This is a genomic window from Bacillus sp. LJBS06 (genome assembly GCF_016924995.1).
GTDB lineage: Bacteria > Bacillota > Bacilli > Bacillales > Bacillaceae > Bacillus > Bacillus stercoris.
The window spans coordinates 2,353,966-2,374,729 of the sequence record NZ_CP070483.1; the positions used below are offsets into that span (position 1 = coordinate 2,353,966).

Below are 20,764 nucleotides of genomic sequence, written 5' to 3' on the forward strand. Positions count from 1 at the left end.
CTCAAGCTATATAGCTTGAGTTTTTTTATTGTTCTATTCTCGTGTGTTTTTATGCAAAATGTCTAAGACACTCCTTAGCTCAGAAACAGGTATTTGGCCTGGTGCCGACGCCTCTTCTCCCGCGCCAAAAGTACAAGCCGATCCAAAAATCTCACCGCTCAGCCTGCTGATGAGCCCTGTTGCAGCCATTGACATTGTAATAATGGGACGGTCTGCATATTTTGTTTTCATTGTATACGTCGCATCAAGCAGCGTTAAAAGATCTCCAGTATCATTCGGCATGACAGCCATTTTTGGAATATGCGCGCCTAAATCCTGCATTTTTCGAAGTCTGGAAAGAATTTCATCTTTTGCAGGTGTTCTTTCAAAGTCGTGATTTGACATCACCACATAGACGTTGTTTTCTTCCGCCAGCGATACTAACGATTTTACCTGTGCATCTCCTGTAAATAATTCGATGTCTATCAGATCGATGTCTTTTGTTTGGATTGCCGATTCCAGCAAAGCAAGATAGGAGCTTTCGTCTATTTCCAGGCTTCCTCCTTCTTTATGGGTTCTGAATGTAAATAGAAATAGCTCGTCCGCTAAAGACTTACGAAGCTTAGAAATCATCTTTGTGACCGCTTCTCTGTCATTCGCTTTTTCAAATACGTCAACTCGCCACTCTACAATATCCGGATTCAGAAGTTTTACAGCTTCTGCTTCATTCAAAATTTGTTCTTCCGTTTTTCCCATCAGCGGAACGATGATTTTCGGCATCCCTTCTCCGATGGAAACTCCTTTAATCGTTAACACGTTCACTTGTCTCAAATCCTTTCAATCGTTACCTTGTTTTATTATACACGCACAACTTTTTTTTGAAAATTTCTATTATATGAACAGCAACTAAAAAAGAGCCTCAAAAGGCCCTTTTTAGTTTAAGAAAATCGGATTTGGAGCAGCTGGCACCGGTATTGCATCTGATATGTCATATTTGCCGATTTTTTTCGTTCTGGTTTCCGTAAAGGTCACTTCTGTGAAGCCAAACTCTTTTGCAGTTAAAAGTAGTCCCTCAATCATTAAAATACCGGCAATAGAATCATCAACTTCTGAGTCCTTTGAGAAGCGGATATATAAGTGTTTCTGTTTCTTCGTTACAGATTGGACAGCACCCGCTTGAATAAGAGGTCTCGTATCTTCTTGGCTGTTCGATTCCATTTCCATAATCGCTTCTTTTACTGTATCAAAAGAATTTTTTGACGGAACGAGAAAGTCTTGTCCCTGTTTATTTTGGTACAAGTAGTAGGATCGTTTTGACTGTTTGGGAATCGAAATTTCCGTAAAAGTGCCATATGAGCCAATCCGAACCCCAGGCTCATTTTGATCCGAAAGAAATTTTATTTTTTCATAAGGACTCCATTTTAAGGATTCTTTCAGCAATTTTTTTAACAGTGTATCATCTTTTACAGAAAAAGCCGTAATAGGCTGATGGACTCGCACACTTAATTCCTTCTGCTTTGGGTTTTCCTTTATTTCTACTTCATCTATGAAGGATGGAATCGTAATGGCATGATCAAAGATATCCAATTCACTACTTACAAACAGCATATCCTGTATCGTTTGGTATGCATTTGTTTTTTGGATGCTGATGGGTATGATTGCGGATGTATCGGCATCAGCAACCGCTACAGTGATGTAATTGTCTTGTTCCTTTTCAGGTACAACATACGATGTCTGATCCAGGGATGATGCAGCTTTTGGGCTGTCTTCTGTCTCAGTTTTCGTTACTGCGTGCTCTTGGGACGCTTCTTTTTGTTGAGGCTGTGCCTGATCAAAGAAATGAGGAGAAATAATGAAGGCGATATAAACCGCAATTGCAGCGGCACACGCGGGGCCAATCCACCTGACAGCGGGCTTTTTTTTACGCTTTGCCATCGTCAGCCGCTTGTAAATATCCTGAGGCGAACGATGGTCTTTAACTGCCGGAAGTTGACTTAGCAACTCCTTTATCTGTTCTTCGTTCCATTCTGACTTCATCATCCATTAGCTCCTCCCTCAAAAGCTCCATATGTTTCCGAAGTACTTTGAGCCCTCTGTGTTGGGTCGTTTTTACTTTGCTTTCCGAGAAGCGCAGAGCTTTGGCTGTTTCCTGTATTGAATATCCCTGAATAAACCGCAAGATAATCACAGCTCTTTGATCGATCGTACATTGATCAAGTGCAGCATAAATTTCCCGGGCATTTTCATGTTGAACCGCAAGTTCGTCCGGAAGCAATTGCTGATCCCTGACATCCTGTGTATCCCAGTCAAATGTGCCAAGTATACGCTGTCTGATCGTTTGCTGTTTACGGAACCAGTCTATCGCTACATGGCGTGCGATAGACAAAAGCCATGTTTTTTCACTGCTTCTTCCTTCAAACGTATGATAAGAATTTAATACACGGATATAAACCTCTTGAAGAAGATCTTCTGTCTGGTTTTTATCCTTTACCATATAAAATAAAAATTGGTACAAATCTTGATGATATGTATCATATAATAATTGAAAGGTTTCTTCCATTTGAAACCCCTCCGTTCACTTTTTTGTCGTATGAATAGCTTGAAAAGTTACATTACAACTATATTACGAGAAACTGGAATTTGGAAGGGAATTTATATTAACATATCCTTAAATTTTATTAATGTTGGCTATTAAAAAAACACCCGCTCAATCAGCGGGTGTTTCTTATGGAACAAGATTCTTCGGCAAATTCAGACTCGATTTTACCGTTTTGTCGGAATATAAAAAGTAAATGTTGTTCCTTTATCTATTCGGCTGTGCACAGTAATCGATCCGTTGTGGGCTTCTACGATATTTTTAACGATAGCCAGCCCTAGACCGGTTCCTGCTCTGCCCCTTGTTCGCGCTTTATCTGCCTTATAAAACCGCTCAAAGATAAATGGCAGATCTTCTTCTGGTATGCCGGATCCGGAGTCTTTGATATCAACTTTCAATCCATCCTTTACAGAATGGACTGTAATGGAGACAATGCCGCCAGATGAAGTATGACGCAGCGCGTTATCGATCAAATTGGTAAATACCTGCTCCATCTTGTCCTCATCAAACATAAATTCCTCTTCTGCGAGAGAAATGTCATGATGTAAAGCAATATCTTTTTCTTTAGCAACACCGGAAAACTTCCGAATAATCTTCTCTAAAAATTCATTGACATTGATTTTTTCATAATGCAAACCTGTATGGCCTGATTCCATTCGGGCTAAATCAAGCAAATCATTAACTAGTCGGCCCATTCGGAGCGATTCGTCATAAATGATTTGGGCGATTTCTTTCCGGTCTTCTTCAGAGCTTGCAATGTCATCAACAATCGCTTCACTGTATCCCTGAAGCATAGAGATCGGTGTTCTCAGCTCATGACTGACATTTGCGATAAAGTCCTCCCGCAGTTTATCAAGGCGGCGTTCTTCAGTCATGTCACGCAGTACGGCAACTGCTCCTCTGACGTGCGATTCCGCGTAAAGCGGCGACATCAAAAGCACCCATGATCTGCCTTGCAGCGTCATCTCAATCATTTGTTCTTTTTCAGTGCTGACAGCATTTTGGAACAGTTCTTTTGCTTCAGGCGGAAGGTTGTCGCCTTCTTTGATATTCATGTTCTGCTCATAATACCAAGCCTGAAGAAAACGTTCAGCAGGCGGGTTGGTCACAAGAATCGTACCGTCAATATTAATGGTAATAACCCCGTCAGCCATACTGCTCAAAATGTTAGAAAGCTGCTCTTTTTCTTGATTGAGCGCATTGATATGAAAGTTAAGCTGCCGGCCCATTTGATTAAAAGCGGTCGCAAGTTCACCGATTTCATCCTGGGTTAAAATCGGGATTTTTGTATCGAACTTGCCCTTCGCCAAATCCTGCGCGCCTTCTCTCATTTTTCGGAGCGGGTACGTGACCCTGCTTGATAAAAAGAATGCGAAAAATGTGGTCAGCACAATCGCGATCCCCGCGGCAAGAAAAATATAGCGGGTCGTATGTTTTGTTGTATCTTTAACGGCAAGCAAAGACTGGGATAAAAAGACCATGCCTTTCTTTCCGTCTTTTTCATACGGGACACCTACAATCAAGCGTTCATTATCCGTATCTGTATCACTCAGTCCCGTTCGTTTGCTTACTTTTTTATGATCTCGGAGAGCTTTATTTAAGTCTTTGTCATGCTGTATTTGCTCAACCGTAATAGACGACAGGCGATTTTTGTCATTGGGAGAATACCAGTACTTCTTCTCATCCTGGATGATGGCAATGCTTGTTAAGTTATCAGCGAGCTCCCAAGTGATTGACCGTGCCAGTGCCTGGTCCTCGTGATTTTCCAAGATGACAGCTACTTTATTCGCAAGCTGTGTTAAATCATTCTCGGCTTCTTCCACATGGTAGTTTTCAATAAACTCCAGCAAAAGAACCGTTAAAATGAACAATACGATCAAGACGAGTGAAAGGATCGTAAACCACAGCTTGCCTACTACGCTTTTCCAAAATTTCATTCAGCGCCGACCTCAAATTTATAACCTACACCCCATACGGTGACAATTTTTTTCGCTGCTTCCGGAGATACCTTGTTCAGCTTCTCTCTCAGGCGTTTGACGTGAGTGTCCACTGTCCGTAAATCACCAAAAAACTCATATTGCCACACTTCTTTCAGAAGCTTTTCCCGATCATACACCTTGTCAGGCGTTTTCGCTAAGAAGTATAGAAGTTCATACTCTTTTGGCGTCAGGCTTACTTCCGTTCCATCAGCCGTTACGCGGTGAGCATCATGGTCAATGGACAAATGTGAAAACACGAGCACATTTTTCGTCGGTGTATTGGCATTGAAATAAGAGGTTTGGGATGCTCTTCTCAAAAGAGCCTTTACCCGCAGCACGACTTCTCTTGGGCTGAATGGCTTAACAATATAATCATCTGTGCCCGCTTCAAACCCCTGCACCCGGTTTGCTTCTTCTCCTTTTGCGGTCAGCATGATAATGGGTGTCGCTTTTTTTTCGCGAATTTGCCGGCACACTTCAATTCCGTCAGTTCCCGGCATCATCAGATCAAGCAAAATCAGATCATAATTGGCTTCAAGCCCTTTGGCAATGGCTTCATCACCATTTTCCGCTTCATCTATAACATAATTTTCACGTTCAAGATACATTCTTAAAAGGCGGCGAATTCTGGCTTCGTCATCAACTACTAATATTTTTGTTTCGTTCGTTTGGTCCATGTTTTCCCCCTGCTTTCCTTCTGTTACTTTCATTTTATCAAATCGTGAGAAAGTTTGAGAACTGTGTCGCTTTCAAAGGACTATGCATAAGAATGAAGTCCGGCAAGCACTAGATTTACGAATATTAAATTAAACATAATAATAGCAAAACCGATTACGGCCAGCCATGCTGACTTCTCACCGTGCCAGCCTCTTGACAGTCTTAAATGCAAGTAAGCCGCATAAAACAAAAACGTGATCAGCGCCCATACTTCCTTAGGGTCCCAGCCCCAAAATCTCGTCCACGCGAGCTGAGCCCAAATCATCGCAAAGACCAGCGCGCCGAGCGTAAAGACCGGAAACCCGATTGATACGGCCCTGTACCCAACCTCATCCACCAGATCAAGATTGACGTTTTTCACAAGCGGATGTAAAAGAGCGCTGATTCTTTTTCTGATGATCAGACGGAGAGCCCCATACAACACAAGACCTGCTCCAAATGACCAAATGACAGTGTTCACTTTTCTGCCTGAGAAAAGCGCGGGAAGATCAACAAGCGGTTCCATTCTCCCCTCGGTCAAAAGCTCTCCCTGATGCGGACCGACAAGCGCAGGCATTTCGTACACCATCACGCTTTTTTCTTTATTTTTATCCACCCAGTTAAACTCCGCTTCATAGCCCGCAAGACGAAATGCTGATGTGACCGCAATAAAGGCGACGGTTGTGACCAGGATAAACATAATCGCTTCAAGCCAGAAGGTTTTTTTGCTTGGTTTTGTCTGGTCTACATGCTTCAAAAGAAAGATGACACCAGCGACAAAGCTGATGGCAAGTATAGCTTGCCCAAGCGCGGCCGTTGTTACGTGAATATACAGCCAATTGCTTTGGAGCGAAGGAATTAAAGGCGAGATATCTGTCGGAAACATGCTGGCGTAGGCAATCAGCAATAAAGCGATTGACAGCGTAAACAGGCCTAATGAAGGCAATCTATAAATAAAATAAAGAATAATAAACGCCAAAACAAGCATCATGCCAAAAGCGGTGGTGAACTCAAACATATTGCTGACCGGCGCATGGCCGCTGGCAGCCCACCTTGTGATGAAATACCCAAGGTGGCAAATAAACCCGACAACAGAAAGGGTGATTCCAATGTTGGCCCATCGGTTTTGCCTACCCTTTTTATCTTTATTTCCTCGTATGGCCCCGCCGAAAATCGGGACAGCGATTAAATACACAAGAAAGGCCGCATAAAGAAAATTTCCGCTCAGCTCTGCCATGACATCACTCCCTTTTCGCCTATTTCTGTGTTTTGATTAATTCTTTTTGGTCCGCCGGTTCAGTCAGTCCGGAATCAGCCAATATAAATGCTATATCCTTCTTCAGGCCAAACCAGTTTTTATTGGTATGCCCCGCCACCATGACTGAGCCGTCCTGTGAGTGCAGCCAAATTCTTCGATGCTGCCAGTACATACCTTGAATGACACCGATCATAAAAATGGCTCCACCGACAGCAAGCACCCAGAGTGTCAGATCCTTTCTGACTGTAAGCCCAGTAATGTTTTTCGTTTCGACATGGTCAAATTTCAGCTTGTATTTATTGCTGCCTGATCCTTCGATGGTTTCTTGGATGGCGACAAAGCTCTTTTCACCCTTTGGTTTATCCGGCGTTATGATATTAAAGACAAAAGCCGGGTTGTTAGGGATCTTTGTTTTCGTGCTTGGTTCTCCGTCCTGATTAAAATAGAAGTCTGGCAGGTAGCTGGCGATTTCCACTTTGTAACCGTTGCCAAGATCATAGACCGAATCTGGATCCAGAAGGTTAATCTTCAGGCTTCCAAAAGATTTTTTTGTTTTTTTATCAATCAGCTGGAACACCATTTGGTCAAGCTGATTTTCTTTATAATCCACCTGGTAAACGGAAAAAGAATCAAAGCGCAGCGGCTGATTGACACGGATGTCTTCTTCTGTTACTTTTTTCAGCTTCGGCTTCTCGCCATAAACAATTTTTCCTTCTCTCTTGTAGAGAACGGCATCGGTTTGAAAGCTCTTTGCCACTCTCCCGTCCCCGACTCTGTCAATGGCATCTGCAAATACCTTTTTTTCCGTTTTGCTGTTATAGGTCTCTACGCTGAATTGATTGTTTTTCAAGTAGTATTTCCCGTCTGTACCCGGAATTGCTGCGGTTTCGCCTTCTCTGACCCAAAGCGTCTCATCGACGTACATGCCTGGCACAAATCTCAGCATCGCACCAATCAGAAAGATGATCAATCCAATGTGGTTGACATACGGGCCCCAGCGGGAAAAACGCCCTTTTTCAGCAAGAATGCTGCCCTCTTTTTCTCTGATTCTATAATGTTTTTTCTTTAATAGGGCAACTATCTTTTCTTTTGCTTCCCCGTCCAGCACAGTAGCCGTTTCACTGAACAAGCGCTGCCTTCTTAAAAAAGCTGGGTTCCTTCTGATGCCTTGGTTTTTTAATGCTCTGTACAACGGAATGACACGGTCAAGGCTGCAAATCACGAGCGAAATGCCGATCGAGGCAATGAGCAGCAAATACCACCAGGAACCATATAAATGATGAAACCCGAGCAAAAAATAAAGCTGGCCAAACACGCCGTACTGCTCCTTGTAATAGGTCTCGGCCTGTGCGCCCGGAGGCAGATAGGCTTCCTGGGGAAAAATGGTGCCGAACGCTGATGCAGCAAGGGTTATGACAATAAGCCATATTCCCACCTTAACCGAGGAAAAGAAATTCCAAATTTTATCGATAATTGTTTTGTTGTAGGTTTGCGAACGTCTTGCGCTTCCGTCATATCTCATATCAGCGAGCGGAGGCTGAGTTTCCTGGAGAGCCCTTCCGCACGATTCACATAAAACGGTTCCGACCGGGTTTATATGTCCGCATTCACATTTGACTTGCTTCATCCCGAAGCTTCTCCGGGTTTTATGAGATTCATATAATCGTGTATCATGCTTTCTGTCATAGTGCCGGTCACCACCTTGACAACTTTTCCTTCCGGATTAATCAAAAAGGTTGTCGGAAGCGGAGATACGTCGTAGGCATCAAGCACTTGGCGATCTGTATCCAGAACAACCGGGAAATTCACTCCGTAGGATTTCATAAAATTATGTACTGCTATCTTTGACTCCCCAACATTTACAGCGACAATTTCAACACCTTGGTCTTTAAAATGCTTATATTGGTTTGCCATATAAGGAAATTCTTTTTTGCATGGTTCACACCATGTACCCCAGAAATTCAAAAAAACACCTTTCCCTTTTAAGTCACTGAGCTCGATACGTTTCCCATTCGTATCCTCAAGGACAAAATTCGGTGCGTCGGACCCTTCGGATATACTTTCTTTATCGGCAAATACAGCGTTGTAAATGGTATAGCCAAGTGCGCAGATTAAAACGAGAAGGATGCCGGTCCGAATGAATAATCGCCTTTTTTTCTTCATTGTCCACTGCCCCCTTCCCCCTATTGCAGATCCATTCAATTATATCATTGCAAGTTCATTTCACATTTCTTACTTTTTGAAGGTTATGTGAAATTTAGAAAGCGTTTTTACCGTGCTCCGCCAGTGCTCTGAGTCTTTTTACTTCATGAGGCGTAAGTTCTCTGGCATCTCCCGTGTGCAGGCCTCGCAGGTTTAAAAACGCGTATTCCTCACGCTTCAGCTTGATTACCTCATGTCCGATCGCTTCAAACATGCGGCGCACCTGTCTGTTGCGTCCCTCATGGATCGTCAGTTGAATAATGCTTGTCTGCTTTTTCTTATCCAAAGACAATAGCTTCGCTTTAGCAGGCGCTGTTTTGCCTTCTTCCAGCCTAATTCCGCGCTCCAGCTTTCTGAGCAGCTCTTTAGGCGGGATTCCTTTCACCTTCGCCACGTATGTTTTGTCTATTTCATACTTAGGGTGCATCAGCTTATTGGCGAATTCGCCGTCATTGGTTAAAAGCAAAAGACCGCTCGTATCATAATCCAGGCGTCCAATCGGATAAATGCGCTGCGGAATATTTTTAAAAAAGTCCGTCACCACTTTGCGTCCTTTATCATCTTGCGCTGCAGAAATAACGCCTCTCGGTTTATATAAGAGAAAGTAAACCGGCTCTTCGCGTTCAACCTTTAACCCGTTTACCTCAATCTGATCAGAACCGGTGACCTTAACACCGAGCTCTGTTACTACTTTGCCGTTCACCTTTACTTTTCCTTCTTTAATCAGCTCTTCTGCCTTTCTGCGCGACGCAACTCCGGCATGAGCAATTACTTTTTGCAGTCTTTCCATGTCTTTCACCTCAAGTATTATCTTACTTTTTTCAACCATAACAAACAAGCTTTTTCAAATCCCTATACCAAATCTAAAAAAAACGCCGTTTTCAGGCGCTCCCAAATAATAACGTAACGATGATGATTGATGCAACTACGCCGATTAAATCGGCAAGAAGTCCCACCTTTAATGCATCACCCATTTTTTTAATACCGACTGCACCAAAATACACTGTCAGTACGTAAAGCGTTGTATCTGTAGATCCCTGCATGACGGAAGCCAGCCTGCCGATAAAGGAATCGGGCCCGTATACTGCGATTAAATCGGTCGTCATTCCGAGTGCGGCCGTACCGGAGATCGGGCGGATCAGAGCAAGCGGTACCACCTCACCGGGGATGCCGATAGCAGAGAAAACCGGTTTTAAAAGATCCATTATAAAATCAAGCGCGCCTGATGATCGGAAAACAGTTATCGCGACAAGCATTCCGACTAAATAGGGGATAATGGAGAAGGCGATTTCTATCCCCTCTTTGCCTCCTTCGACAAACGATTCATATGTGGGAACCTTTTTGATTGTCCCATAAAGAAGTATGCCGGCAATAATGATCGGAATCATCGCTAAAGACATCCAGTTGATGATTTCCATCCGCTTACCTCCCCTTCTTCTTGCGGCGATAATAAAAATACCGGTCAATGATAATAGCGCCGATTCCGGAAATGAGCGTTGCCAAAATGCTTGGTCCGACGATATCTGTCGGTGTTTTGGAGGAATAAGCCATCCGGACAGCGATCACCGTTGTCGGAATGAGAGTGATGCAGGACGTATTAACAGCTAAAAACGTAATCATCGACCGGCTTGCTTCCGATCGGTCTCCATTCAGCTTTTTCATTTGCTCCATTGCTTTAATGCCAAGCGGAGTTGCTGCATTTCCGAGGCCGAAGAAATTCGCCATAAGATTAGATAAAATGTAGCCCATCGCCGGGTGGTCCGGCGGTATATCAGGGAACAGTTTAGATATAAAAGGCCTGCACATCCGGCTGAAAATATCCAAAAGCCCTGACTGCTCAGCTATTTTCATTAAGCCAAGCCAGAAAACAAGCACGCTCATCAATCCAAATGAGATCGTAACGGCTTCTTTCGCACCCTTAAACACGGCTTCATTTACATCTTGCAGAGTTCCGTTGCACATCGCAAAAACAAGTCCGATCACAGTTAAACTGACCCAAATTATATTGACCATTTTGCTCCGCCTGCCGCATTCAGAAAGATTGACTTAAACGTTTCAAAAAATTGTTTCTTCGGTTTTTGATGACGTTCATTTTCATAATAGATTGGCACTTTTGCGACGGTTTCATTGTTGAACATGATCTCCATGTGCCCTACGATGTCAGGAATTTTTGAGGCATCTTTTTCCCATGCTTTTTTTGGCTTGAGCAGCGTGGTATTAATTTTCACATCTTCTTTTTCCTCTTCGTTCAGCAAATAGGTGATATCTCGTTTGATAAAAGCCTTCGATTCATAAAATGTGCCTTTCAGCTTTGGAATGTCCCCTTTTTTTGCAATTAAATAGGTTTGATAGTGATCAAACACATAATTAAACATTTTCATATGGTCATCCCAATCATCAGGGTCATTAATGGTGACGGCTATCAGGTTAATGCCATCCTTTGAAGCCGTTGAAACCAGTGTCCGTTTTGCAAGTTTTGTATAGCCTGTTTTTCCTCCTGTGCTGTATGGATAAAGCATTGTAAGCAGTTTATTTTTGTTTTTCCATACGCTTTCCATCGTTTCCGCTTTATATATTTTTGTGCCTGAAATCTTTTGATAGTCTTTCAGCTTCATAGCATATTTAGTTAAAATGGCCATGTCATAGGCTGTTGAATAATGATTTTCATGGTCGTCCAATCCGTGCGGGTTTTGAAAACGGGTGTTTTCCATACCAAGCTGCTCGGCTTTTTGATTCATCATATAAACAAACCCATCGAGGCTCCCACCGACATGCTCAGCAATCGCGACAGCGGCGTCGTTTCCTGATCTTAGCATCAGGCCATACACAAGATCTTTCAATTTCACTTTTTGACCTTCTGTTAAATAAATGGCGGAGCCTTCTGTTCTGACAGCATTTGCCGAAACCGTCACCGTTTGATCCATTTTGCCGGATTCGATAGCGAGGACGGCGGTCATAATTTTTGTGATGCTGGCAATACGCCTTTTTTGATGCTCATCCTTGGCAAATAACACTCTGCCTGACGCTCCGTCGATAATGATCGCGCTTTTTGCACTGACATCTATAGCTGCATGTGCTGTATTCACATTTACAGTGGCAATCAGAAAAGAAATCATAATCACGAATACTGCTTTTTTGAAAATGCGCATGTTTGCTCACGTCCTTGTGGTGGTTTGTACAAGTTTATGCGCATGTCCATCAGTTATGAATAACAATTCTATTTCTGGAAGCAAACATAAAAAACTCTCCCTGAAAGAGGGAGAGTAAACGTTATCTGATTGGCGCCACGCTTGATCCGGACGCTTCGTAATGAGCCAGCTCTTCCCTCATCTTCAGAAAGGCTGCGCTCAACGGCAATAGTAATTGCTCAAGCGACGCAGGAACAGCATGATAAAACTCAATTGCGCTGACCCCTGTATAAGACGCCCGGCTATTTTCACACCACGTGTCTTTTTTCGGCATAAAGAACTCTTCAATGCATTGGTGATACACATTATAAAGTGTTTTTTCCGCTCTGGCTTCCTGAAAAGGCTCCTGCATCAGGAGACGGCGGCACGCTTCTGCGCCTCCTTCACAAAATACTGCCATTCTTCTCAAAGTGCTCAGCACATCACAGCAGTATCCTTTTTCAATAGGCAATTCAGCCTGTAAGGATTCCAGCGTCGTTTGATTTAGGTAATCGTTCACGGTATTGACAACCATTGATAAGAATTCGCCTGTTTTTTGAGTCTGCGCTCGCACAATCGAATGTCCCATTTCGTTTGGTATCTTCCCCTCATGTCTTTGTCTCTCACATTTTGCTTCTTTCATGATAGCTTCTTCCTTATATCTTATGATGATGAAAAAGCGCGATTCATTAAACTTCTATTTTATATCTTCGAAGGTTTGGTTAAAGTTTTCAAAAAATAAATCTGCTTCTTCTTGAAGAACGTCTTCTTCCGCATTTTCAGGCAGCGGCGGAAGCTCGTCCAGTGTTTTTAGACCGAATTGTTCAAGAAAAGTCGGCGTTGTACCGTATAAAATGGCACGTCCCGGACCGTCAGCACGTCCCACTTCACACAATAAAGCCTTCGCGACGAGACTGTGTAAAATCCGCTCTGATTTTACTCCTCTGATTTCTTCAATTTCTGCTCTCGTAATTGGCTGTTTGTATGAAACAATAGCCAGCACTTCTAAAGATGCTTGAGAAAGGCCCTTGGACGGCACTTCAATCAGTTTTTTCAAGTAAGGTGCAAAGTCTTTTTTGGTAGAGAGCATGTACGTATCTGCATACTCAATCAGTTCAATGCCTCTTGTATCCCCGCGGTATTCGTCCGCCACTTCCGCCATGATGGTGTTCAGCTCAGGCTCTTCGATTTCAAGCACTGTTAACAGCTGCTTTTTTGTGAGCCCTTCATCGCCTGCCGCATAAAGAAGGGCTTCCACTATAGCTTTCCAATTCACGATATCAAGCCCCATGAATGGATTCACTCCCCGTAATGTAAATATCTGAAAAATTTTGCTCCTGTTCAATGAGAACCAGCTGATTTTTCATCAGCTCGAGAACGGCTAGAAAGGTCACTACTAAATGTTCTTTTTGCTCATATGGAAACAGGTCCATAAAGTTGATTCTCGTTCCTCTTGATTTCAGGCTGTGCACGATTTCGTTCATTCTGTCTTCGATTGGTATGTCCTGTCTGGTAATCGTCGTTTCCATCGGCCTGTTTATTTTTTTGCGTTTCAGCACTTTTTGAAAAGCCCCGATCATATCATAGACCGTAACAGAGAGCTTTTGCTCAGACTGTTTTATTTCTTTTGCGTATTCACTCAAATCACTCGGCGGTTTCGTGAACGATTTTTGTCTTTCTTCTTCCCGTTCTTTTAAATCCTTCGCCGCATCTTTATATTTTCTATACTCAATCAGCTTTTCAATCAGTTCCTCACGCGGATCCTCTTCTTCAAGTAATTCATCTTCAAAAAGCTCCTCCTCTTGCTTCGGAAGCAGCATTCTGCTTTTAATGCTGAGCAGCGTGGCGGCCATAACCAAATACTCGCTGGCAATATCGAGCTCAAGCACGCGCATTGTATGTACATATAATAAATATTGTTCAGTGATCTTCGCCACAGGTATATCATATATGTCAATTTCAAGACGATTGATTAAATGAAGCAACAGGTCCAATGGGCCCTCAAACGTATCAATTTTCACTTGATATTCTTCCATCATCTCACCATTTTCAAGTATCACTCTCATTGCCGGTAAAACTGGCTACCCTTTAGTATAAGCCACCAAAAAGCTCTCGTCCAATACTATTTCATTTCCTGTTTTGAAGCAGTTTGTACAGAATATTCAAAACGCGAAATGCGTTGGCTGAGCGTTCTTTTTTCCTTTTATCCTTCCTGTGTTACACTAAAAGACATTAAAGGAGGAAGCACCTTGTATCCAAAAGCTTATATAGATTATCTCGTTGAGTTTCACGCGACACGGGATTATTTTGAATGCCATGAAATATTAGAAGAATATTGGAAGGAAGATCCGCCAAAGAAACGAAAACGCTATTGGGTCGGCTTTATTCAGCTTGCAGTTGCTTTATATCATCACAGAAGGCAGAATACAGCCGGGGCCAAAAGACTGATGGCGAACAGCATCCGGATTCTTCAAGCAGAACACCAGGCAGTCGAAGACTTAGGGCTCGATCATGGGCGTTTGCTCGAGCTTATGCAAACGGTTTATGAACAAATCGAAACCGGCTCTGCCTATAAAAGCATTATGCTGCCGATCAAAGATGAGAAATTAAAGGAAGCTTGCCGGAACGAATGCAAGAATAAAAAGTATACATGGGGGCAGCCCAGCACACTTAGCGACACATTTCTTATCGACAAACACCGTTTGCGGGATCGAACTGACGTCATCCGCGAACGTGAAAAAGAAAGAGAACGCAGAAAAAAAAGCAGAGGCTGATCACAGCCTCTGCTTAATTATTGTATGAAATGTCTTGATCCTGCTGATCTTGACAACGTTCGAAAAAGCTCTGCGTTAATTCATTTGGAACCAGCACTTGCGTTTTGAATAAATGCTTTAAAGCATCCATCATCTGTTTTCCGATTCCTTGATGGCGATGAGAAGGATTCACACTGATATGCCGGATCTCTACCTCAGAATCCTTTTTTTCGACTCCGATTGCTCCGACGATATCCTCGTCCTCTTTCCAAAGAAAGAGCTGGCGGTCTGTATCCGTTTCGTAGTCCTTAATTGTCTGCTGAAGCTGCTTAAGGTCTTTTTCATTCGGCATAAACGAAAGAAGTCCCATCGCAATCTTTTCAAACGATTTTTTATAACGAATTAACATAAAAACCCCTCTATATCCAAAATGTCCAGTCTGCTATTAAACGGATACGAATAGGTGATCCGTTTTCTCACATTATATCATTTTCGCCATATTTTTAAACTGTTTTCAGCAAATTATTCAAATGAGCGGTTTAAATTTGCCATTTCTATGGCAGAAACAGCACAATCTACACCTTTGTTGCCCGCTTTTGTGCCGGCACGCTCGATAGCCTGTTCGATGTTTTCAGTTGTCACAATTCCAAAGATGACAGGTACTCCAGTAGTGTTTGCGGCTTGCGCGATGCCTTTTGCAGCTTCATTGCAGACATAATCATAATGAGTCGTCGCGCCTCTGATGACAGTGCCTAGTGTGATAATAGCGTCATATTTTTTTGTTTCCGCCATTTTTTTCGCAGCAAACGGTATTTCAAATGCGCCTGGAACCCAAGCCACATCAATATCATTTGTGTCTACGCCGTGTCTGAGCAACGCATCTTCTGCACCGCTCAGCAGCTTGCTCGTAATAAAATCATTAAATCTTCCTACTACGATTCCGATTTTAAGACCTGTACCAACTAAATTTCCTTGTATGATATTCATATGATTCCCATCCTTTTTTGTGATATTTGTGATTAGAAATGAAGTAAATGACCCAGCTTGTTCATTTTGGTTTGCAAATATTTTTTATTGTGCTCTTTCGCCTCCATTTGAAGCGGCACTCTTTCTGAAATACTGAGTCCGTAGCCTTCTAGGCCTGCGATTTTCCGCGGATTATTCGTCAAAAGCTTCATATTCCGCACACCGAGGTCGCGTAAAATTTGTGCACCGATGCCATAGTTGCGAAGATCCGGCAGGAATCCAAGCGCCTCATTGGCTTCGACGGTGTCATAGCCTTGTTCCTGAAGCTTATAAGCTTTTAATTTATTGATTAAACCGATGCCTCGTCCTTCTTGGCGCAAATACAGAAGCACTCCGCGGCCTTCTGCGGCAATTTGGGTCAGCGCGGCGTGAAGCTGCGGACCGCAGTCACAGCGATGAGACCCAAACACATCACCTGTGAGACATTCTGAATGCACCCGGACCAATACCGGTTCTTCTCCGAACGGCACATCCCCCATCACAAATGCGACATGCTCTTTTCCATCTACCTCATTTGTGTATCCATAAACCTTGAATGTGCCAAAATCAGTAGGCAGCGTAATGTCAACTTCACGCTCGACTAGTGTTGTCAGATTGTAACGGTATTGAATCAAATCTTTAATCGTGATCATTTTTAGCTGATGCTTTTTCGCAATTTCAATGAGCTCAGGCACTCTCGCCATCGTTCCGTCTTCATTCATAATTTCACAAATGACGCCGGCTCCTTGAGATCCGCAGGCTTCAGCAAGATCAACAGCAGCTTCTGTGTGGCCCGCTCTTTTCAGGACACCTCCTTTTTTCGCAATCAGAGGAAAAATGTGCCCGGGACGCTGAAAATCAGATGGCATAGCTTTGCTGTCCAGCAAAGCTTGGACAGTAAATGATCTTTCTTGAGCGCTGATACCTGTTGTCGTTTCACGATGGTCTATGCTTACGGTAAAGGCAGTATGGTGAGAATCTGTATTATGCTCAACCATAGGGTGAAGATCAAGCCTGTCTGCAATTTCCTCACTGAGCGGCGTGCAGATCAGCCCTCTTCCGTGTGTCGCCATAAAGTTAATCACTTCCGGCGTTGCATGCTCGGCTAGAGCCACAAAGTCTCCTTCATTTTCTCTGTCTTCATCATCTACAACGATGATGACCTCGCCTTTTTTTAAAGCGTCAAGTGCTTCTTCTATCGGATGAAACATGCAAATCTTCCTCTCTAAAAGCCGTTTTCGCTTAAGAAGGCTTTTGTAATGGTTTGTTGGGTCTTATTTTCATTGGCTTTATGCAAAAATCGATACATATATTTTCCGATCATATCGCATTCGATATTCACTTTAGAGCCGATCGTTTTTTCTGAAAAGATCGTTTCGCTGATCGTATGCGGTATTAAAGAAATCGTCACTGTGTCTTCTGTCAGGCCGAAAATGGTTAAGCTCACGCCATCCACGGTAATTGATCCCTTTAAAACCAATGTTTTGGTTAAAGACGGGTCCATTTTTAAATCATAGTAAACTGCGTTGCTTTTCTCTTCAATTCGTGTGATTTCCGCAGTTCCGTCGACATGGCCTGAGACGAAATGACCTCCGAAACGGCCGTTTGCCGCCATCGCTCTTTCCAGATTTACTTTGCTTCCTTTTGATAAATCATTCAGTGACGTAGCTTTGACTGTTTCAGGCATAACATCCACAGTGAATTGATTTTTTGTAAAATCAGTGACAGTCAGACAAATACCGTTCACTGCAATGCTGTCGCCAAGATGAACATCCTCTAAAATCTTTGAGCATGTAATTGTTAAGGCCATTGAATGCCCTGCTTTTTTCATGGAATCGATTGTGCCTGTTTCTTCGATAATTCCTGTAAACATGGTCACCATCCTACTCGTTTGTCGGTTTGGCCGTCAGTTTGATATCACGGCCGATTTGGGTTATATCAGTGAATTGTAATAAGGGGACATCTTTCATTGATTGAAAACCTTCACCGGAGATTAAGCTGGGAGCAAGCGTTCCTCCGATTAGTTTAGGGGCAAAATAGAAGATGATTTCTTGAAAACAGCCTTCTTTGACAAAGCTTCCGTGAACAGCTGAACCGCCTTCCACATACACCGACATGATGCCTTCTTCCGATAGGATTTTCAAAACATCGGGAACTTGAATGCGCTCGGTTTCCAGTGTAAATATGTTCACTCCGAAAGCGGAAAGCCGTTTTTTCTTTTCCTCGTCTGCGCGTGCCGTTGTAAAAATCCATGTCGGCGCTAATTGATCGCAAATCACTTTAGCGTCCTCAGGAATCGAGAGTACGGTATCAAGTATAACCCGAATGGGCTGTTTTGTTACATTCGGCAGTCTGCAAGTTAAGCTCGGATTGTCGGCTTTCACCGTCCCAACTCCGACTAGAATGCTTTGGTGTGTTCTCCTGTATTGCTGAGCATCCTGTCTTGCAGCCTCTGATGTGATCCATTTGCTGTCACCCGTGCTGGTAGCTATCTTGCCATCAAGGCTTGCGGCCGCTTTTAGTGTGACGTACGGAAGGCCTGTCCTCATAAAGTGCAGAAATTTTTCATTCAGCTTCTCCGCCTGGTCTGGCAGGATGCCTTCACTTACCTCAATGCCGGCTTCTTTCATCATGCTGATCCCTCTTCCAGCCACAAGCGGGTTAGGATCTCTCATCGCCACGAACACTCTTTTGATGCCAGAATTGATAATCAATTCTGCACATGGCGGTGTTTTTCCGTAATGGCTGCACGGTTCGAGTGTAACGTAAATGTCGGCCCCCTCTGCATGTGCTCCAGCCATATGGATAGCATGAACTTCTGCATGAGCTTCCCCATATTTTAAATGGGCGCCCATTCCGACAACTTGTCCGTCCTTTACGACAACAGCGCCGACGAGCGGATTTGATTCGGTCTGTCCTTCGCCCTGCTTCGCAAGATCTAATGCCAGTTCCATATAATACTCTTCCATTTGTTTACCTCCCCTCTTTTGTTATTTACCGTCAAAAAAAGCCCCGAATTTATGAAAAATCCGGGGCTTTAGGTATTTTACGCAATAGGAAATAACACTATGCATTTTTAAACTTTTTGCATAGCGGCTCATCATCCTTCTCCCATCCAGACTTTCACTGTCGGCTTCAGCTTAAACTGAATCCACCGCGTGCTTATGCACACGGGTCACGGGCTCTAAAGCGAATTCGCTTTACTACCGCCGGTCGGGATTTCCACCCTGCCCCGAAGGATACAATCTTTATTCATTTGTCCTTATTGGCTATTATAGCGATCCTTCTAAAAGTACGCAATGAAATAAACTTACAATTTGAGAAAAACAAAAACATCACCCTTCGATCTGAAAGGTGATGTTTTGTTAATCATTCACTTTTGCAACCTTGATTAATCCATCGATCCGCTTTGATTTGCTGAAGTACGCCTTAATCTTGTCACCTTCTTTTATATCAGATAAATCCTGATTTAATTTTTTTCCGTTGAAGATGATTTTCGTTCCGTTTTCTGCTACTCCATGATACTCTGAGCCGTCGATTGTCGTTACTTTATATTCTTGGATGGTGTATTCCTCTTCTTCCGAGGACAAGGTTTGTCCGATTGCTGTCGGGACATCCTTCAGCTCAACATCATTTATGTACATATAACCGCCTGCAAGTAAAAGCAAAAGCACTAACAGAATGGTAATCTTGGTTTTTATTCTTCCCATATCTAAACCTCCAGCCAATATGAATCTATTCATTCATATGAGTTATTCCTTTTTTTCATGAATAAAAAACCGTTAATTCTCGTAAATTATTAATATAACGATGCATAACGGGAATATGTTTCACATTTCTGCAAAAATTTCTTTTCTATAGATATACGAATTTATGTTCTGGTTTTGGGGGATAACCATAAAAAAGATATAAAAAAAGCAGCCCCAATGGGTCTGCTTGACTCTAATTTGTTTTGCGCATTTCGTTAAACGGGTAGAAAACAAACTTTGACGTACCCGCAATTTGTTTTTTCGTGAAGAGGCCAAGTCCGTTACGGCTGTCCATGGAATTCCGACGGTTGTCACCCATCACAAAATACTTGTTATCAGGCACTTTAACCGGGCCGAAATCATCGGTCAAATGGTCAAAACCGTCTTGTTTCGCTCTCTTTTTATTAGCTGCCAAATAAGGTTCGTCCACCTTTTTCCCGTTGATATAGAGCTGGTCATTTTTCATCTCAACTGTATCGCCGGGAAGGCCGATAATGCGTTTGACGTAGTGAACATCATCTCCGTTTAACACAACGATGTCTCCTCTATCAAACTCGCCGATGTATTTGACTGTCATATTGACAAAGACCCTTTCACGGTTGTGAAGTGTAGGATACATAGAGTCACCATCAACGACATACGGCGCAAAAATAAAGTTGCGGATGAGCAAAGCAAGAATGACAGCTATCACAATTGCTTTAACCCATTCTAAAATGGATTTTTTCTTCGAAACATTTTCTGATTTCAACTGATTTCCTCCAATAAACAACGGTCTTCAATTTATGTTATCACGAATCGAAAAGAAATCCCATTAGGACCATTGAAGTGATTTTACAAACTGTTAATCTTCATCTTCTTCATGCCTATTTTTTCTTGTCGATCACAACCAGGCCTTCCTCAAATGTCGCTTGAGAAATTGAACTTCAACTTCATAGTTCAACATAACCTGGACGGCATCAACGTCAGCATCCTTATCCTGCACAGGGACAGAGGTTACGGGCAGCTTATTTCACAGGTGACTTAACAGGCATCCGTTTTGCTTTCATGATATGTTTAAATCAGTGAAGCTCGAAAAACATTGTCAGCCTCCAAAAAATAAATCCAATATATTCCCGGCCGTTGAAGACTCTTTATTATAAAACTCTGAATATCCGCAGTTCTTACAGTAAACCACTAAAAATCGGTTATGCTGCACGTCAAACAGCTTTGATAAACCCGTGCCGGTTGTGGCTATTTCTTTTTGTCCGGCTTCAGTGCTGCCGCATTTTATACAGCCTTTGTTGTCCATATATAGAACCCCTTTTCATACATCACGTTTGTTTTGATTTATTTTACTACAAAATACCAATCTCAATGAATCGTACAACTTTAAAGTTTTCT

General features: G+C 42.8%; 24 protein-coding genes and 1 riboswitch. Of the genes, 1 reads left to right on the plus strand and 23 read right to left on the minus strand.

Going from position 1 to position 20,764, the window contains the following annotated elements; genetic code table 11:
• Positions 1 to 33: 33 nt before the first annotated feature.
• The 15 genes from aroD to scpA form a co-directional block, all read right to left on the minus strand.
• Positions 34 to 801 (minus strand): type I 3-dehydroquinate dehydratase, encoded by a 768-nt coding sequence (aroD, locus tag JQX68_RS11820; protein ID WP_147772189.1) that lies wholly within the window; start codon positions 799 to 801, stop codon positions 34 to 36.
• A gap of 111 nt (positions 802 to 912) precedes the next feature.
• A complete protein-coding gene (gene rsiX / locus JQX68_RS11825) occupies positions 913 to 2,019 on the minus strand; it encodes an anti-sigma-X factor RsiX (RefSeq protein ID WP_147772190.1) in 1,107 nt (368 codons plus the stop codon).
• On the minus strand, positions 1,955 to 2,539 hold the full coding sequence (sigX, locus tag JQX68_RS11830) for an RNA polymerase sigma factor SigX (protein ID WP_069149801.1): 585 nt from the start codon (positions 2,537 to 2,539) through the stop codon (positions 1,955 to 1,957). The genes rsiX and sigX overlap by 65 nt, the downstream gene beginning before the upstream one ends.
• A 203-nt stretch (positions 2,540 to 2,742) precedes the next feature.
• Positions 2,743 to 4,512: a sensor histidine kinase ResE gene (gene resE / locus JQX68_RS11835; protein WP_014664448.1), complete on the minus strand. Its 1,770-nt coding sequence runs from the start codon at positions 4,510 to 4,512 to the stop codon at positions 2,743 to 2,745.
• Entirely contained in the window at positions 4,509 to 5,231 is a 723-nt protein-coding gene (gene resD / locus JQX68_RS11840) for a DNA-binding response regulator ResD (RefSeq protein ID WP_040082743.1), read from the minus strand. The genes resE and resD overlap by 4 nt, the downstream gene beginning before the upstream one ends.
• 80 nt (positions 5,232 to 5,311) lie before the next feature.
• Positions 5,312 to 6,487: a cytochrome c biogenesis protein ResC gene (gene resC, locus JQX68_RS11845; protein ID WP_147772191.1), complete on the minus strand. Its 1,176-nt coding sequence runs from the start codon at positions 6,485 to 6,487 to the stop codon at positions 5,312 to 5,314.
• 19 nt (positions 6,488 to 6,506) lie between these two features.
• Positions 6,507 to 8,135 carry a cytochrome c biogenesis protein ResB gene (gene resB / locus JQX68_RS11850; protein WP_147772192.1) on the minus strand — a complete coding sequence of 543 codons (1,629 nt, stop codon included), beginning with the start codon at positions 8,133 to 8,135 and terminating at the stop codon, positions 6,507 to 6,509.
• On the minus strand, positions 8,132 to 8,671 hold the full coding sequence (gene resA, locus JQX68_RS11855; protein WP_014664452.1) for a thiol-disulfide oxidoreductase ResA: 540 nt from the start codon (positions 8,669 to 8,671) through the stop codon (positions 8,132 to 8,134). The genes resB and resA overlap by 4 nt, the downstream gene beginning before the upstream one ends.
• 94 nt (positions 8,672 to 8,765) lie before the next feature.
• Positions 8,766 to 9,500, minus strand: coding sequence for a 23S rRNA pseudouridine(2605) synthase RluB (rluB, locus tag JQX68_RS11860; RefSeq protein ID WP_014664454.1), 735 nt, complete (start codon positions 9,498 to 9,500; stop codon positions 8,766 to 8,768).
• A 91-nt stretch (positions 9,501 to 9,591) separates the two neighbouring features.
• The gene (spmB, locus tag JQX68_RS11865; RefSeq protein WP_014664455.1) at positions 9,592 to 10,128 is read right to left on the minus strand and encodes a spore maturation protein SpmB; all 537 of its coding nucleotides are present in this window, start codon (positions 10,126 to 10,128) and stop codon (positions 9,592 to 9,594) included.
• 4 nt (positions 10,129 to 10,132) lie between these two features.
• Positions 10,133 to 10,723, minus strand: a complete 591-nt coding sequence (spmA, locus tag JQX68_RS11870; RefSeq protein WP_014664456.1) for a spore maturation protein SpmA — start codon at positions 10,721 to 10,723, stop codon at positions 10,133 to 10,135.
• Positions 10,711 to 11,859 carry a D-alanyl-D-alanine carboxypeptidase DacB gene (gene dacB, locus JQX68_RS11875; protein WP_147772193.1) on the minus strand — a complete coding sequence of 383 codons (1,149 nt, stop codon included), beginning with the start codon at positions 11,857 to 11,859 and terminating at the stop codon, positions 10,711 to 10,713. The genes spmA and dacB overlap by 13 nt, the downstream gene beginning before the upstream one ends.
• Before the next feature lie 121 nt (positions 11,860 to 11,980).
• On the minus strand, positions 11,981 to 12,520 hold the full coding sequence (locus JQX68_RS11880; RefSeq protein ID WP_069149804.1) for a YpuI family protein: 540 nt from the start codon (positions 12,518 to 12,520) through the stop codon (positions 11,981 to 11,983).
• A 54-nt stretch (positions 12,521 to 12,574) separates the two neighbouring features.
• The gene (gene scpB, locus JQX68_RS11885) at positions 12,575 to 13,168 is read right to left on the minus strand and encodes an SMC-Scp complex subunit ScpB (protein ID WP_014664458.1); all 594 of its coding nucleotides are present in this window, start codon (positions 13,166 to 13,168) and stop codon (positions 12,575 to 12,577) included.
• Positions 13,158 to 13,913: a segregation/condensation protein A gene (gene scpA, locus JQX68_RS11890; RefSeq protein ID WP_014664459.1), complete on the minus strand. Its 756-nt coding sequence runs from the start codon at positions 13,911 to 13,913 to the stop codon at positions 13,158 to 13,160. Before scpA ends, scpB begins: the two co-directional genes overlap by 11 nt.
• 213 nt (positions 13,914 to 14,126) lie before the next feature.
• On the opposite strand from scpA, the gene JQX68_RS11895 reads away from it, so the two are divergent.
• Positions 14,127 to 14,651, plus strand: a complete 525-nt coding sequence (locus tag JQX68_RS11895) for a DUF309 domain-containing protein (RefSeq protein ID WP_147772194.1) — start codon at positions 14,127 to 14,129, stop codon at positions 14,649 to 14,651.
• 13 nt (positions 14,652 to 14,664) lie between these two features.
• Here the strand turns inward: JQX68_RS11895 and ribT are convergent, their stop codons facing one another.
• The 8 genes from ribT to JQX68_RS11935 form a co-directional block, all read right to left on the minus strand.
• On the minus strand, positions 14,665 to 15,039 hold the full coding sequence (ribT, locus tag JQX68_RS11900) for a GNAT family N-acetyltransferase RibT (protein WP_014664461.1): 375 nt from the start codon (positions 15,037 to 15,039) through the stop codon (positions 14,665 to 14,667).
• Between the two features lie 113 nt (positions 15,040 to 15,152).
• The gene (gene ribH, locus JQX68_RS11905; RefSeq protein ID WP_003223915.1) at positions 15,153 to 15,617 is read right to left on the minus strand and encodes a 6,7-dimethyl-8-ribityllumazine synthase; all 465 of its coding nucleotides are present in this window, start codon (positions 15,615 to 15,617) and stop codon (positions 15,153 to 15,155) included.
• Between the two features lie 32 nt (positions 15,618 to 15,649).
• Positions 15,650 to 16,846 carry a bifunctional 3,4-dihydroxy-2-butanone-4-phosphate synthase/GTP cyclohydrolase II gene (locus JQX68_RS11910; RefSeq protein WP_147772195.1) on the minus strand — a complete coding sequence of 399 codons (1,197 nt, stop codon included), beginning with the start codon at positions 16,844 to 16,846 and terminating at the stop codon, positions 15,650 to 15,652.
• Between the two features lie 14 nt (positions 16,847 to 16,860).
• On the minus strand, positions 16,861 to 17,508 hold the full coding sequence (gene ribE / locus JQX68_RS11915) for a riboflavin synthase subunit alpha (RefSeq protein WP_040082734.1): 648 nt from the start codon (positions 17,506 to 17,508) through the stop codon (positions 16,861 to 16,863).
• Between the two features lie 10 nt (positions 17,509 to 17,518).
• Complete coding sequence (gene ribD / locus JQX68_RS11920) at positions 17,519 to 18,604, minus strand: bifunctional diaminohydroxyphosphoribosylaminopyrimidine deaminase/5-amino-6-(5-phosphoribosylamino)uracil reductase RibD (RefSeq protein WP_147772196.1); 1,086 nt, start codon at positions 18,602 to 18,604, stop codon at positions 17,519 to 17,521.
• Between the two features lie 130 nt (positions 18,605 to 18,734).
• A riboswitch (FMN riboswitch) is annotated at positions 18,735 to 18,879 on the minus strand.
• Positions 18,880 to 19,000: 121 nt separating this feature from the next.
• A complete protein-coding gene (locus JQX68_RS11925; protein WP_071580445.1) occupies positions 19,001 to 19,345 on the minus strand; it encodes a hypothetical protein in 345 nt (114 codons plus the stop codon).
• 232 nt (positions 19,346 to 19,577) lie between these two features.
• The gene (gene sipS / locus JQX68_RS11930; RefSeq protein WP_014664467.1) at positions 19,578 to 20,132 is read right to left on the minus strand and encodes a signal peptidase I sipS; all 555 of its coding nucleotides are present in this window, start codon (positions 20,130 to 20,132) and stop codon (positions 19,578 to 19,580) included.
• Between the two features lie 333 nt (positions 20,133 to 20,465).
• Complete coding sequence (locus tag JQX68_RS11935) at positions 20,466 to 20,672, minus strand: zinc ribbon domain-containing protein (protein ID WP_003230483.1); 207 nt, start codon at positions 20,670 to 20,672, stop codon at positions 20,466 to 20,468.
• Positions 20,673 to 20,764 lie beyond the last annotated feature (92 nt).